The organism is Microbacterium sp. Leaf161 (assembly GCF_001423645.1).
Classification (GTDB): domain Bacteria; phylum Actinomycetota; class Actinomycetes; order Actinomycetales; family Microbacteriaceae; genus Microbacterium; species Microbacterium forte.
Map to the genome: position 1 here is coordinate 60,927 of NZ_LMOW01000001.1, position 13,002 is coordinate 73,928.

The following is a 13,002-nucleotide window of genomic DNA, read 5'->3' on the forward strand; positions in this document are numbered from 1 at the left end:
TCAGTAGACTTATCTCACCGCGCGGGAGTGGTGGAATTGGCAGACACGCAGGATTTAGGTTCCTGTGCCCTAGGGCGTGTGGGTTCAAGTCCCACCTTCCGCACCGATCTGTCGTGTTCCCCGCGACAGGTGTCTGTACCGCCGCACACATCACTACGACGGGAAATCCATGCATCACGCCGCTCTCATCCCCTGGCTCGACCCCGCCACCATCATCGGATCGGCCGGGCCGTGGGCGCTTCTCGTGGTGTGCTTCATCGTCTTCGCCGAGACCGGCCTGCTGGTCGGGTTCCTGCTTCCGGGCGACACGCTGCTCGTGATCTCGGGCCTGCTGTCGCACCCGCTCGCGGGTTCGGAGCACGGAGTCTTCGGCATCAACGTGTGGATCGTCGCACTGCTCATCGGCCTGTCGGCGTTCGTCGGCGGCGAGGTCGGCTATCTGATCGGCCACAAGGGCGGGCCGGCGGTCTTCGAACGCAAGGAATCAGGGCTCTTCAGCAAGAAGAACGTCGAGCGGACGAACGCCTTCTTCGAGCGCTTCGGCGGCATCACGGTCATCCTCGCCCGTTTCGTGCCGATCGTGCGCACCTTCGCCCCGGTCGCGGCCGGTGTGGGCCACATGCCGTGGCGCCGCTACACGCTGTACAACCTGATCGGCGCCATCCTCTGGGGCTTCGGTCTGACGATGTTCGGCTACGCCATCGGGTTCATCCCGCCGGTCGCGCACTTCGTCGAGAGCTACATCGACCTGATCCTCCTCGCTGCCGTCGGTGGCACCGCGCTGATCACCGTCTGGCACTACTTCTCGGAGCGCCACAAGGCCAAGAAGGAGGCTGCGGCCGGCGAGGGTGAGACCGACGCCGCCGAGGCCGAAGAGCTCGCGCTCGACCCCGAGGTCTTCGACCGCGCTCCCGACTTCGACGGCGACGGCAAGCACTGATCCCGAACGACTGAGAGAGGCGGGCTGAGGACTCAGCCCGCCTTCTTCTTGGTCGGGCTCTTCTTGGTGCTTTCCTTCTTATCTGACGACTCCGAGCGCGCGGCCTTCGTGCGAGCGACGCTGGCGCGCAGCGCCTCCATCAGGTCGATGACCTCGCCGCTCTTCGAGTCGTCCTCGGCCTCGCCGAAGGTCTCCGAGACGTCGAACGTGTCGCCCGCCTCGATCTTCGCGTCGATCAGAGTGCGCAGCTCCTTCTGATACTCGTCGACGAACGACTCGGGGTCGAAGTCGGCCGAGTAGCTGTCGACGAGTGAAGCCGAGAGCTCGAGTTCCTTCTTAGAGATCCGCACATCCTCATCCAGAGCCGGGAACGCCGCCTCGCGCACCTCATCGGCCCACAGCAGCGTCTGCAGCACCAGCACCTTGCCCCGCACGCGGAGCGCAGCGAGGCGGGTCTTCTGACGGAGCGTGAACCGCACGATCGCGGTGCGGTCGGTCTGCTCGAGCGTCCTGCGCAGAAGCACGTAGGCCTTGGGCGACTTCGAGTCGGGCTCGAGGTAATACGGCTTGTCGAGGGTGAGCAGGTCGACCTGGTCGGAGGGCACGAACTCGACGACGTCGATCTCTCGGCTCTTCTCGGCCGGGAGCGCCGCCAGGTCTTCCTTGGTGAGAACCACCGTCTGCCCCTCGTCGACGTAGGCGCGATCGATGTCGGCGTAGGCCACGGTCTCGCCGCACACCTCGCACGTGCGCTGATACCGGATGCGTCCGCCGTCCTTCTCGTGCACCTGATGCAGCGGCACGTCGTGGTCTTCAGTCGCGGAATACACCTTGACCGGCACGTTCACGAGGCCGAAGGTCAGCGCGCCCTTCCAGATCGTTCTCATGCCCCCAGTGAACACCAGCCGCCCCGATGGGGGCCAGTACCTTGACTACGCTGGCGCTATGGCTCCGGAGGCGCAGAACGTGCAGATCGACGGTCGTCGACTGCGCATCACGAACCTCGACAAGGTCGTCTACCCCGAGACCGGCACCACGAAGGGCGAGATCATCGCCTACTACACGGCGATCGCGCCCCACATCCTGCCGCTGCTCGACGGACGCCCGGTCACCCGCAAGCGCTGGGTCGAGGGAGTCGGAACCGCCGATGCTCCCGCCGACGCGTTCTTCACGAAGCAGCTCGAACCCGGCGCTCCGAGCTGGATACCCCGACAGGAGATCCAGCACTCCGACGGCCCCAAGGCCTACCCCCTCGTCGAGGACGTGCCGACCCTGGTCTGGCTCGCTCAGGTCGCGGCGATCGAGCTCCATGTTCCTCAGTGGCGCTTCGACACGGATGGCCTGCCCGGCACACCCGATCGTCTCGTGCTCGACCTCGACCCTGGCCCCGGAGTCGGGCTCGCGCAGTGCGCCGAGGTCGCCCGCATCGCCCGCGCCCTGCTGACTGACATCGGTCTCGTGCCGGTGCCCGTCACGAGCGGCAGCAAGGGCATCCACCTGTACGCGGCGCTGCCGGGTCAGCAGACCAGCGACGAGATCTCGTCGGTCGTCAAGGAGATCGCCCGGCTCATCGAGACCGAGCATCCGGATCTCGCCACGAGCACCATGGCCAAGGCCGCACGCGGGGGCAAGGTCTTCCTCGACTGGAGCCAGAACAACGGCAAGAAGACCACGATCTCGCCGTACTCCCTGCGAGGACGAGCGCAGCCGTGGGTGGCAGCGCCTCGCACCTGGGAGGAGCTCGACGATCCCGATCTGGCGCAGCTCGACTTCGCGAGCGTGCTCGAGCGGGCGGAATCGGGGCTGGATCCACTCGCACCTCTTCGCACCGAGCATCCCCCCGAGCGCCCGCGCCGGGTCGAGGCGAAGTCAGAGCAGGTGCCCGCAGATACGACAGCCACACGACCGGCTTTCCCGCGTCACCGACCGCGAATCACCGGGGCAGCGAGCGCGTCCGCACCAGGGTCCCCTGCATCCGTCTCCCCCATGCTCGCCGAGAACGGCACACCGGCCATCGCGCGCGGCCTCAGCTCGCCCTCGTGGGTCGAGGTCAAATGGGACGGCATCCGCGCGATCGGCACCTGGGCCGACGGCCGGATGCTGCTGCACGCCCGCAGCGGCACAGACATCACAGCCCGGTACCCCGAGCTGACGGCCGACGGCGCGCCCTTCCTGCCGGTGGCCGACGCGATCATCGACGGCGAGATCGTGGCGTTCGACGCGCACGGCAGGCCGAGCTTCTCGATGCTGCAGAACCGCATGCACCTGACTCGACCGCGCGAGATCGAGCGCGAGGTCGTGCGCACCCCGATCGTCTACATGGTCTTCGATCTGCTGCGGCTCGACGGCCACGACCTCAGCTCGATGCCGCTCTCGCAGCGACGCACCCTGCTCGAGGACGTCATCTCCGACCTCGACGCGCCCGTGCAGGTGCCGCCCGTGTTCGACGACCTCGATGCGGCTCTCGCTGCGAGCGACGAGTTCGGCCTCGAAGGTGTCGTCGTCAAGGATCCGGCGTCGCGCTATCGTCCTGGTCAGCGCTCACCCTCGTGGCTCAAGCTCAAGCACACGCGGATGCAGGAGGTCGTGATCGTCGGCATCCGTCCGGGCAAGGGCGACCGCGAGGGGACGTTCGGCTCACTGCTGCTCGCGGTACCCGACGAAGGTCGGCTGAGGTACGTCGGTCGCGTGGGCACGGGCTTCACCGACCGGATGCTGCGCGACCTGCTCGCTCGCCTCGCGACCCTGCGCGTCGAGTCGGCGCCGCTCGACGGCGTCCCGGCTCTCGATGCCTCGGACGCTCTGTGGGTCGAGCCGGAGCTCGTGGGCGAAGTCGAGTTCGCGAACTGGACTCCCGACGGAGTGCTCCGGCATTCGCGTTGGCGAGGGCTGCGCCCCGACAAGGCACCCGCAGAGGTCGTCGTCGAGGCCTGACGCCTCAGGCGTGATGCGGCTCGCAGTCCGACTGCTCGGCCGGCTCGATCTGGAACGTCGAATGTGCGACATCGAAGTGGTGCGCCAGGCACGACTGCAGATCATTGAGCAGCTTCGTCGAGCGTCCGTCGGCCAGCAGAGCGGGGTCCACGCTGACATGTGCGCTGAACACGGGCGCCCCGCGCGTGAGCTGCCAGACATGCACGTCGTGCACTCCGATCACGCCGTCGTAGTCGAGCAGATGCTGGCGGATCTCGCTGACCGCGGTGCCCTTCGGCGCCGATTCGGAGAGCACCGAGAACACCTCGCGAAGAAGCGAGATCGCCCGGGGGATGATCAGCACCGCGATCATCAGTGAGGCGATCGCATCCGCGGGCATCCATCCGGTGGTCACGATCACGATCGCCGCGATGATCACCATCGCCGACCCGATCAGGTCGCCCATCACCTCGAGGTAGGCTCCGCGGACGTTCATGCTGGTGCGCTGTGCTCGGCTGAGCAGCCACATCGAGATCGCGTTCGCGACGAGGCCCACGACCGCGACGACCAGCATCAGCCCGCCCACGACCTCGGTCTCGCCCGGGTTCAGCAGCCGTCCCACCGCTTCGAATGCGACCCAGCCTGCAAGCAGGATCAGGATGATCGCGTTGATCAGCGCTCCGAACACCTCGGCTCGCTGATATCCGAAAGTACGTCGGTCATCCGCCGGACGCGCGGCGACGGCGGCGGCGATGAGCGCGATCACGAGAGCCGACGCATCCGTGAACATGTGGGCGGCGTCGGCCAGCAGCGCGAGCGAACCGGTGAAGATCGCACCCACGACCTGCACGACCATGATGGTCGCGGTCAGGGTCAGCGAGATCGCCAGCAGGCGGCGATGGCTGGCCGAGCGGATGCCGCCGGCGGCGGGCGCATGATCGTGCATGTCTCCAGGCTAGACCGGCTCTCACGCGCGTCGGCGGGGATCCGCCCAGTCGGGAATGGTGATGATTCTCAGTAGTCGATTCGTCAGCGGGACCGGGAGTACTCGAGCACGACGCAGCCGTTGTCGAACGAGCGCACCTGATCGAGTGCGAACCGCGTCGGGGAGAACGGGTGGCGCGCCATCGGGATGCCGGTGCCGGCGATCACCGGGTACTTCTTGACGATCAGCCGGTCGATCTCATCGAGGAGGACCCCCGCGAGCGACGCACCGCCCGCGAGATAGATGCCGAGCCCGTCCTCCGCCTTGAGCTGCCGAACCCGCGCGACGGGATCGGTGCTCACGACCTCGACATTGGCTTCGCCCGGATCGTCGAGCGAGCGGCTGAACACGACCGTGCGCAGGTGCGCATACGGATCGGTGATGCCGACCTCCTGCGCGGGCTCGTAGGTGCGTCGTCCCATGACGACCGTGTCGAACCGGGTCAGCGGTTCGTCTTCGCCTCCGCCGGCCGCGCGGACGTGAGCCGGCTGGATGTCGGCGAACTCCGTGCCCAGGACTTCGGCGAAGGCAGGGGTCACCGGGTAGAAATCGACCTCATCGTCGGGGCCTGCGATGAACCCGTCGAGGGTCACTCCGATGTAGTAGGTCAGGTCTCTCATGCCGACCACCATAACCACTACGCGTGAAGTACGTCAAGCGTAGTGGTTACGTTCGGCTCAGAGATCAGCGAGCAGAGGCAGCAGCTCGACGAAAGCGCGGGCGCGGTGCGACTGCGCCTGCTTCTCCTCCGCGCTGAGATCCCCGACCGTGCGCTCGGCCCCCGCGGCCTGGCCGTCGGGGATGAAGATCGGATCGTATCCGAAGCCACCCCCGCCCGATGCCTCGGTCGCGAGACGACCAGGCCAGTTGCCCACGACCACGTGCTCGCGCCCATCCGGCGTGACGAGTGCGATCGTCGAGTTGAAGTGAGCGACGCGATGCGGGTCGGCGATGTCGTGCAGCTGGTCGAGCAGCAGTTCGAGGTTGGCCGCGGCGTCCTTCTTCTGCCCCGCCCAATAGGCCGAGAACACCCCGGGCGACCCACCGAGCACATCGACGCAGATGCCCGAGTCGTCCGCGAGGGCCGCGAGACCCGTGTGTCGCGCAGCGGCGCGTGCCTTGATGAGCGCGTTCTCGGCGAACGTGACGCCGTCCTCGACCGGCTCCGGGCCGTCATACGCGATGATCTCGAGATCAGGGCGCGCAGACGCCACGATCTGCTGGAACTCCGCGACCTTGTGCGGATTGTGAGTGGCCAGGACGACCCTCATCAGCCCGCGAGAGCCTTCAGCTGGTGGTCCTTCAGGTCGGCGCAGCCCGCGACGCCCAGATCGAGCAGGGCGTCGAGCTCGCGCTTGTCGAACGGCGCCCCCTCTGCCGTGCCCTGCACCTCGACGAAGAGCCCACGACCGGTGACGACGATGTTCATGTCGGTCTCGGCGCGGACGTCCTCGACGTATGCGAGATCGAGCATGGGCTCGCCGTCGATGATGCCGACCGAGATCGCCGCCACCGAATCGAGCAGCGGCGTCGCGTTCTTGCCGATGAACTTCTTCTCCCGGCCCCACTCGATCGCGTCTGCCAGCGCGACGTATGCTCCGGTGATCGCGGCCGTGCGCGTCCCTCCGTCAGCCTGCAGCACGTCGCAGTCGATGACGATCGTGTTCTCGCCGAGAGCCTTGGTGTCGACAACGGCGCGAAGCGCGCGACCGATCAGTCGGGAGATCTCGTGCGTGCGTCCGCCGATGCGACCCTTGACGCTCTCCCGGTCGTTGCGGCTGTTCGTCGCGCGAGGAAGCATCGAGTACTCGGCCGTGACCCACCCCTTGCCCTTGCCGGTGAGCCAGCGAGGGACGCCGTTCGTGAACGACGCCGTGCACAGCACCTTGGTTCCGCCGAAGCTGATCAGGGCCGATCCCTCGGCGTGGCTGCTCCATCCGCGCTCGATCGTGATCTCGCGGAGCTGGTCGGTGGAACGGCCGTCGGCGCGGACGATGCTGGTCATGGGTTTCCTTCGGGTGGAGGTGGATGAAGCGGGTGCTGCGGGAGAGCTACGACCCGGAGGCCGTCGCAGGGAGGGTGATGACGCCGGTCTGCACGAGCTGGACGTCGCGCACCTCCCGGCCCATCAGACGGTTGGCGAGGGCGGTGAACTCGGTCGTCGAGTCGCCGGTCGCCTCGTAGACGTACGACGCCGTGGCGTCGGGAGAGGCGAGAAGGTCGCCTCGCACGAGCTGACGGTACACATCACCGGCGGTCTCGTCGTCACTGGACACGAGCGTGACGCCCTCCCCCATCACGTAGCTGATCGCACCGCGGAGGAACGGGTAGTGCGTGCACCCGAGCACCAGCGTGTCGACGTCGGCATCCCGAAGCGGTGCGAGGTACTCCTCGGCGGTCGCGAGCACCTCCGGGGTTCCGGTGATGCCCCCTTCGACGAACTCCACGAAACGAGGGCACGCGGCGGTGAATACCTCGAGGCGCTCGTTCACCTCGAGCATGTCCTGGTAGGCACGCGACCCGATCGTGCCGACAGTGCCGATGACACCGACGCGGCCGTTGCGCGTCGTCGAGACGGCTCGGCGCACCGCCGGACCGATCACCTCGACGACAGGGATGTCATACCGCTCCCTGGCATCGCGGAGCATGGCTGAGGACGCGGTGTTGCACGCGATCACGAGCATCTTGACGCCCTGCTCGACCAGTGTGTCGAGGACTTCGAGGCCGTACCGCCGCACGTCCGCGATGGGCTTCGGACCGTACGGGGAGTGTGCCGTGTCGCCGATGTAGACGAACGATTCCCGGGGCAGCTGGGCTCGGATGGCACGTGCCACCGTGAGTCCGCCGACACCGGAGTCGAAGATTCCGATCGGGGCGTCGTTCATGACTACCCAGCCTACCTGCGCGCGAGCGCGTCATGCTCAGCAACCCGTGCGGGTGTCGTCACTAAGCTGAGCGGATGACGACGTCCACGGCGCTTCTGACCGATCGTTACGAACTCACCATGCTCGCCGCCGCGCTTCGCGACGGCACGGCATCACGACCCAGTGTGTTCGAACTGTTCTCCCGGCGATTGTCCGGAGGCCGCCGCTTCGGCGTCGTGGCCGGCACCGGCCGCCTGCTCACGCTGCTGCGCGAGTTCCGCTTCGGAGACGACGAGCTGCGCTTCCTGCGCGACAACGACGTCGTGGATGCCGAGTCGCTCACCTATCTCGAGAACTACCGCTTCACCGGCTCGATCCGGGGCTACCGCGAGGGCGAGCTGTACTTCCCCGGGTCTCCGATCCTGACGGTCGAGGGCAGCTTCGCCGACGCCGTCGTGCTCGAGACGCTGGCTCTCAGCGTCCTCAACCACGATTCGGCCGTCGCCACTGCAGCATCACGCATGAGCATCGCCGCCGGCGAGCGACCGCTCGCCGAGATGGGATCACGCCGCGCGGCAGAGCAGTCGGCGGTCGCGGCGGCCCGCGCCGCATACATCGCCGGCTTCCGCGCGACGAGCAACCTCGAGGCCGGACGTCGCTGGGGAATCCCGACGATGGGCACCGCCGCGCACTCGTGGACCCTGCTGCACGAGACCGAGGAAGAGGCCTTCCGCTCGCAGATCGACAGCCTCGGCACCGATACGACCCTGCTCGTCGACACCTACGACATCCGCACGGGCGTCGAGACGGCCATCCGCGTGGCCGGCACCGGCCTCGGCGGTGTGCGGATCGACTCGGGCGACCTGCCGATCGTCGCCGCAGAGGTGCGGGCACAGCTCGACGAGCTCGGTGCGACGGGCACGCGCATCACGGTCACGAGCGATCTCGACGAGTATGCGATCGCCGCGCTGGCGGCGTCACCGGTCGACGCGTACGGTGTGGGCACCTCAGTGGTCACGGGCTCCGGATACCCCACGGCGAGCATGGTCTACAAGCTCGTGGCTCGCCAGGATCCGAGCGGAGCGTGGATCGGAGTGGCCAAGGCCTCGACCGACAAGGCATCCCACGGCGGGCGCAAGGCCGCATTCCGCACTCTCGTCGACGGCGTCGCCGAGGCTGAGACGGTCGTCGTCTCAGACGGCTTCGAAGAGCTCGACACCCCGGCGGAGCATGCGGACGGGCGGGCGCTGCAGACGACCTTCGTCGAGGGCGGAGAGATCGACACGGCGTTCGAAGGTGCCGAAGGCACCGCTTCCGCTCGGGCACATCACCTTCGGGTGCGGGAGGAGCTTCCTGTGCGGGCGCTCGCGCTCAGCAAGTCCGACCCGGCGATCCCCACCGTCTTCGTCGACGCGAGCTGACTGCCGGCGAGTCGGCGCAGACTCAGCCGACCATCGTCTCGTAGATCTCCTTGCACGTGGGGCAGATCGGGAACTTCTCGGGGTCGCGACCCGGCGTCCACTTCTTGCCGCACAGTGCGCGCACCGGCTTGCCGGTGATCGCCGATTCGAGGATCTTGTCCTTCTTGACGTAGTGCGAGAAGCGCTCGTGATCGCCCGGCTCGAGGTTCTCCTCGCGGAGGAGTTCTTCCAGTTCGCGATCAAGCGTTGCCACGCCGCCCTGATCGGGGCTGTCCAGCGGAGTACTCATGCCGAGAGTCTAGCCGCGCACGCGCCCCGTGGGGCGGCTGTCACGCGGTCTCGACGAACTCCATCAGCCGCTCGCCCTCATGCTCGAAGATGCGCCCGCCCACACCGACGCCGATCGCGAAGACCGCGATGCCGGTCGCGAGTCCCGCCCAGAACGTCGCGGGAGCGAACTGCGACCCCTCGAGCATCGTGAGCACGAGCAGCCAGATGGTCGGCACACTCACGACGATCGCGCCGAGGAACGCCGCGGCGGGGCCATATGCACCGCGCGACGTCGGCCGCTGCGGCTGCTGGAACGGGCTGTCCCCCGGACGCGACACGGCGTAGGGAGCGATCACCGAGACGATGCTCGAGAATCCGAGTGCCGACAGCAGGAGGCTGGCCCCGAGGCCGGTGAGCGGAAGGAGCAGACGCCAGTCGTCGATCCACAGCAGCGTGAGGGGAACGGCGATGGCGAGCACCGGAACAGCCACGAGTATGACCGGGACGAGTCGTCCGAGACGATCGGGGATGCCGCGGACGCCGCTGGCCACGTGCGTCCACAACGCCGTGGAATCGTAGGCGACGTCGTTGTGCGGGAGCCACCCGAAGAACAGGGCCATCACCGGGACCGGAACGAGCGCAGCGATTTCGAGCGGCACTCCGGCGACGAGGAGAGGCAGCACGGTGAGCACGCCCGCGACGGGGACGACGATGAGGTTCATGATGTACCTGCGGTCGCGCAGCCAGTAGACCAGGCTGCGCGAGGCGATCGCACCGAAGGCGTTCGACGGGAGCAGGCCGAACCAGCCGAGGCCCGAGCGCTCCCGCAGGGTCACGGGCCGCTCTGTGGTGGTGAGCAGTCTGCGCACCAGCCACGACCACGCCACGCAGAGCACCAGGATGGTGACGAGGGCCACGATGCCGCTGATCCAGTTTCCGGCGACATCGTTTGTCGCGAAGGAGAAGAGGAACCGCGACGACGCCGCCAACGGGGTGAACCCGATCGTCGCCGTCAGCGACGCGACCGCCGCAGGAACCTGCCCGTCCCACTTGAGCGAGGCGAGGAACACGGCGACGGGGAACGCGATCACGATCACGGCCAGTGCGAAGAGCGCGGTGAGCTCGCGCGACCGACGCTCCGGCAGCAGCAGCGCGTTCACCGCCATGCCGATGCGCGCCGAGAGGATCGTCGACAACAGGCTGACGACGCTCATCAGCACCGCGACGAACCAGGGTGCGCCGAGCCTGATCGCCACGATGCACACGCTGATGTTCACTGCGATCAGGGCAAGGCTCGGGACGCTGACGAACGAGGCGAGGGTGAGGATCCAGGGCATCTGCCGCTCGTCGACCCCGAACACCGCGAAACGCCGGGGATCGAGCTGGTCGACGGCACCCACGAGGATCGGCCCGACCAGGAATCCGAGGAGCAGAGCGGCGCTGCCGAGCACGATGACCGTGCGCGCGACAGCGACAGGGGCGTCGTCGAGGCTGAGGACCGCAGCGCAGACCACAGCCGTCAGAACCACCACGACAGCGAGCATGACCAGGGTGCGCACCCGACGTTCGCCGCGAAGCGATCCGATCAGGAGCGCCGCCCTCAGTCGGAGAACGTGTGCAGCCACTCGAGCCCCTCCACCTCTCCGATGCCACCGGAGAGTTCGACGAACCGCGCTTCGAGCGTCTGCCCTGCGCGGACCTCATCGATCGTGCCTTCGGCGAGCACTTCTCCCCCGACGATGATCGCCACGCGCGAGCAGACGCGCTCGACGAGGTCCATGCCGTGGCTCGAGAGGACCACCGTTCCACCGTGCGAGACATAGGCCCGCAGGATGTCCAGGATCACCGCGGAGGACACCGGGTCGACGGCCTCGAAGGGCTCGTCGAGCACCAGGACGCGCGGCGAGTGGATCATCGCGCCCGCGAGCATGATCTTCTTCGTCATGCCGGCCGAGTAGTCGGAGACGACGCGGTTCAGCGCCTCTCCGAGGTCGAAGGCTCGTGCGAGGTCGGCGACGCGCTTCTCGATCACCGCCGATGCGAGCCCCCGCAGCAGCCCGTAGTAATAGAGGAGCTGCCGCCCGGTGAGCCGGTCGAACGTGCGGAGGCGATCGGGCAGCACGCCCATCATGCGCTTCGCAGCGAGCGGCTTCGCCGACTGATCGATGCCGCAGATCGCGATGTCGCCCGCGTCGGCACGCAGAAGGCCCGCCACGATCGAGAGCGTCGTCGTCTTGCCCGCACCGTTGGGACCGACGATGCCGTAGAACGACCCTGCGGGCACAGTGAGATCTATGCCGTTGACCGCGGTGTGGTCGCCGAAGCTCTTCACGAGGCCGCGGATGCGGATGGCTTCGGAGCCGGATGCCTCCTCGATTCCGCCGACGGCCTCATCCGTCTCATCCGTATCGGACACGGCGTCGACGAACTCGGATGTCGCGTCCTCGTCGACGGTCGGCTCCTCAGCGGACTCGATGACCGGCTCGGCTTCCGCCGTGGCGCCTTCGACCGGTGACGTGTCGAGGGCAGGATCGGCCGACGCTTCGTCTGCGGATCGCGTGCTCGGAGTCGACTCGACGGGCGCGGACGTCGCATCGTCTTCGCTCTCGACGGCGACCGCGTCGGAGGATGCCGCCGCCTCGGTCGTCAGCGGCAGCGACGGGGTCTCGATGGGGGTCTCGATGCGCGTCTCGACAGCGGCATTCTCTTCGAGAACCTCGCCCGTCGTGTCTGACTCAGTGACGCCGAGCTCGCGTGGATCCGCGTCGGCCGTGGTCACATCAGCTCCCGTTGTGTCCACAGCGACGGCCTCGATCGCCACAGTGTTCTCAGCCTCGACTGCCGACTCCTTCGCCGCAGCCGCCTTGGCAGCGGCCGCCTTCGCTGCCGCTGCCTTCGCTGCCGCGGTCTTCGCCGCTGCTGTTCTCGCGGCAGAGGTGCGCGCCGCCGACTTCGCCGCAGCGCTCTTCTCTGAGGCCGCCTTGGCAGCGGCGGTCTTCGCGGCGGCGGTCTTCGCGGCCGACGTGTTCGACGTGCCTGAGGCAGCGGTCTTCGAGGCAGCCGTCTTCGCAGCGGGGGTCTTCGCAGCGGCGGCCTTGGCAGCGGCGGTCTTGGCTGTCGTCGCCGTGGTCGCTGCGGAACGTGCCGAAGCGGACTTCGCCGCAGCCGCACGAGCCGTCGTGTCGCGCGTCGAGTTCTTGACTGCGGCCGCGCGCGCCGCAGCGGTCGTCGTCTTCTTCGATCCTGCGGATCGCGGACCGGAGCTTGCGGAGCTCCGGTCGATCTTCAGCGCCGGCTCGGCGACCACCTCGACGGTCGCCGCGGCCTTGTCGGCTGCGGCCTTCGACGGAGCACGTGTGCCGGTCGTCTTCTTCGCGGGGGCCTTGCGGGCGGGAGTCTTCTTCGGGGCGGCGGGCGCGGCGTCAGCCACCTGATCGGTGCGGTCGTCGGAGGAAGAAGCAGTCACCGTCCTACGGTATCAACGGGTGCCGACTTTCTTCGGGTCACCGCAACAAATCGCCCTTCGGATCGTCAGACCGACCTCTCGTCGCCCCGATCTGGACGAATCTGAGTGTTGGGTGTGTACTGGATCACGAAATGGCAACAGCG

The 13,002-nt window shown here is 67.7% G+C and carries 12 protein-coding genes and 1 tRNA gene; 4 read left to right on the plus strand and 9 right to left on the minus strand.

The features are described from left to right. Nucleotides 1-21: 21 nt before the first annotated feature. Both ASF87_RS00310 and ASF87_RS00315 read left to right on the plus strand, forming a co-directional pair. Nucleotides 22-103 (plus strand) — tRNA-Leu (locus ASF87_RS00310). A gap of 66 nt (nt 104-169) precedes the next feature. Continuing rightward, nucleotides 170-940, plus strand: coding sequence for a DedA family protein (locus ASF87_RS00315; protein WP_042536508.1), 771 nt, complete (start codon nt 170-172; stop codon nt 938-940). Nucleotides 941-972: 32 nt separating this feature from the next. Here ASF87_RS00315 and ku read toward each other — a convergent pair whose 3' ends face one another. Next, entirely contained in the window at nt 973-1,827 is an 855-nt protein-coding gene (gene ku / locus ASF87_RS00320; protein ID WP_056373356.1) for a non-homologous end joining protein Ku, read from the minus strand. 58 nt (nt 1,828-1,885) lie between these two features. On the opposite strand from ku, the gene ligD reads away from it, so the two are divergent. Beyond that, nucleotides 1,886-3,874, plus strand: coding sequence for a non-homologous end-joining DNA ligase (ligD, locus tag ASF87_RS00325; RefSeq protein ID WP_042536506.1), 1,989 nt, complete (start codon nt 1,886-1,888; stop codon nt 3,872-3,874). Nucleotides 3,875-3,878: 4 nt separating this feature from the next. Here ligD and ASF87_RS00330 read toward each other — a convergent pair whose 3' ends face one another. The 5 genes from ASF87_RS00330 to murI form a co-directional block, all read right to left on the minus strand. Further along, nucleotides 3,879-4,799, minus strand: coding sequence for a cation diffusion facilitator family transporter (locus tag ASF87_RS00330; RefSeq protein ID WP_042536505.1), 921 nt, complete (start codon nt 4,797-4,799; stop codon nt 3,879-3,881). An 83-nt stretch (nt 4,800-4,882) separates the two neighbouring features. After that, a complete protein-coding gene (locus tag ASF87_RS00335; RefSeq protein ID WP_056376261.1) occupies nt 4,883-5,458 on the minus strand; it encodes a dihydrofolate reductase family protein in 576 nt (191 codons plus the stop codon). 57 nt (nt 5,459-5,515) lie between these two features. Continuing rightward, the gene (gene rdgB, locus ASF87_RS00340; protein WP_042536504.1) at nt 5,516-6,109 is read right to left on the minus strand and encodes an RdgB/HAM1 family non-canonical purine NTP pyrophosphatase; all 594 of its coding nucleotides are present in this window, start codon (nt 6,107-6,109) and stop codon (nt 5,516-5,518) included. After that, a complete protein-coding gene (gene rph / locus ASF87_RS00345) occupies nt 6,109-6,843 on the minus strand; it encodes a ribonuclease PH (RefSeq protein ID WP_042536503.1) in 735 nt (244 codons plus the stop codon). Before rph ends, rdgB begins: the two co-directional genes overlap by 1 nt. A gap of 46 nt (nt 6,844-6,889) precedes the next feature. After that, nucleotides 6,890-7,723: a glutamate racemase gene (gene murI, locus ASF87_RS00350; RefSeq protein ID WP_042536502.1), complete on the minus strand. Its 834-nt coding sequence runs from the start codon at nt 7,721-7,723 to the stop codon at nt 6,890-6,892. 74 nt (nt 7,724-7,797) lie between these two features. On the opposite strand from murI, the gene ASF87_RS00355 reads away from it, so the two are divergent. Continuing rightward, nucleotides 7,798-9,123 (plus strand): nicotinate phosphoribosyltransferase, encoded by a 1,326-nt coding sequence (locus ASF87_RS00355; RefSeq protein ID WP_042536501.1) that lies wholly within the window; start codon nt 7,798-7,800, stop codon nt 9,121-9,123. A gap of 22 nt (nt 9,124-9,145) precedes the next feature. On the opposite strand, the gene ASF87_RS00360 is transcribed toward ASF87_RS00355, so the two are convergent. From ASF87_RS00360 to ASF87_RS17935, 3 genes are read right to left on the minus strand one after another with little or no spacing between them, the layout of a single operon-like run. Beyond that, complete coding sequence (locus tag ASF87_RS00360) at nt 9,146-9,412, minus strand: DUF3039 domain-containing protein (protein WP_042536500.1); 267 nt, start codon at nt 9,410-9,412, stop codon at nt 9,146-9,148. A gap of 40 nt (nt 9,413-9,452) precedes the next feature. Beyond that, on the minus strand, nt 9,453-11,018 hold the full coding sequence (locus ASF87_RS00365) for a hypothetical protein (RefSeq protein WP_056373359.1): 1,566 nt from the start codon (nt 11,016-11,018) through the stop codon (nt 9,453-9,455). Continuing rightward, nucleotides 10,994-12,859 carry an ABC transporter ATP-binding protein gene (locus ASF87_RS17935; RefSeq protein ID WP_235558829.1) on the minus strand — a complete coding sequence of 622 codons (1,866 nt, stop codon included), beginning with the start codon at nt 12,857-12,859 and terminating at the stop codon, nt 10,994-10,996. Before ASF87_RS17935 ends, ASF87_RS00365 begins: the two co-directional genes overlap by 25 nt. Nucleotides 12,860-13,002 lie beyond the last annotated feature (143 nt).

Bases quoted from the DNA above. Each gene is read 5' to 3' on its own strand.
- ASF87_RS00315 (WP_042536508.1), top strand. From the start codon at position 170: ATGCATCACGCCGCTCTCATCCCCTGGCTCGACCCCGCCACCATCATC.
- ku (WP_056373356.1), bottom strand. From the start codon at position 1,827: ATGAGAACGATCTGGAAGGGCGCGCTGACCTTCGGCCTCGTGAACGTG.
- ligD (WP_042536506.1), top strand. From the start codon at position 1,886: ATGGCTCCGGAGGCGCAGAACGTGCAGATCGACGGTCGTCGACTGCGC.
- ASF87_RS00330 (WP_042536505.1), bottom strand. From the start codon at position 4,799: ATGCACGATCATGCGCCCGCCGCCGGCGGCATCCGCTCGGCCAGCCAT.
- ASF87_RS00335 (WP_056376261.1), bottom strand. From the start codon at position 5,458: ATGAGAGACCTGACCTACTACATCGGAGTGACCCTCGACGGGTTCATC.
- rdgB (WP_042536504.1), bottom strand. From the start codon at position 6,109: ATGAGGGTCGTCCTGGCCACTCACAATCCGCACAAGGTCGCGGAGTTC.
- rph (WP_042536503.1), bottom strand. From the start codon at position 6,843: ATGACCAGCATCGTCCGCGCCGACGGCCGTTCCACCGACCAGCTCCGC.
- murI (WP_042536502.1), bottom strand. From the start codon at position 7,723: ATGAACGACGCCCCGATCGGAATCTTCGACTCCGGTGTCGGCGGACTC.
- ASF87_RS00355 (WP_042536501.1), top strand. From the start codon at position 7,798: ATGACGACGTCCACGGCGCTTCTGACCGATCGTTACGAACTCACCATG.
- ASF87_RS00360 (WP_042536500.1), bottom strand. From the start codon at position 9,412: ATGAGTACTCCGCTGGACAGCCCCGATCAGGGCGGCGTGGCAACGCTT.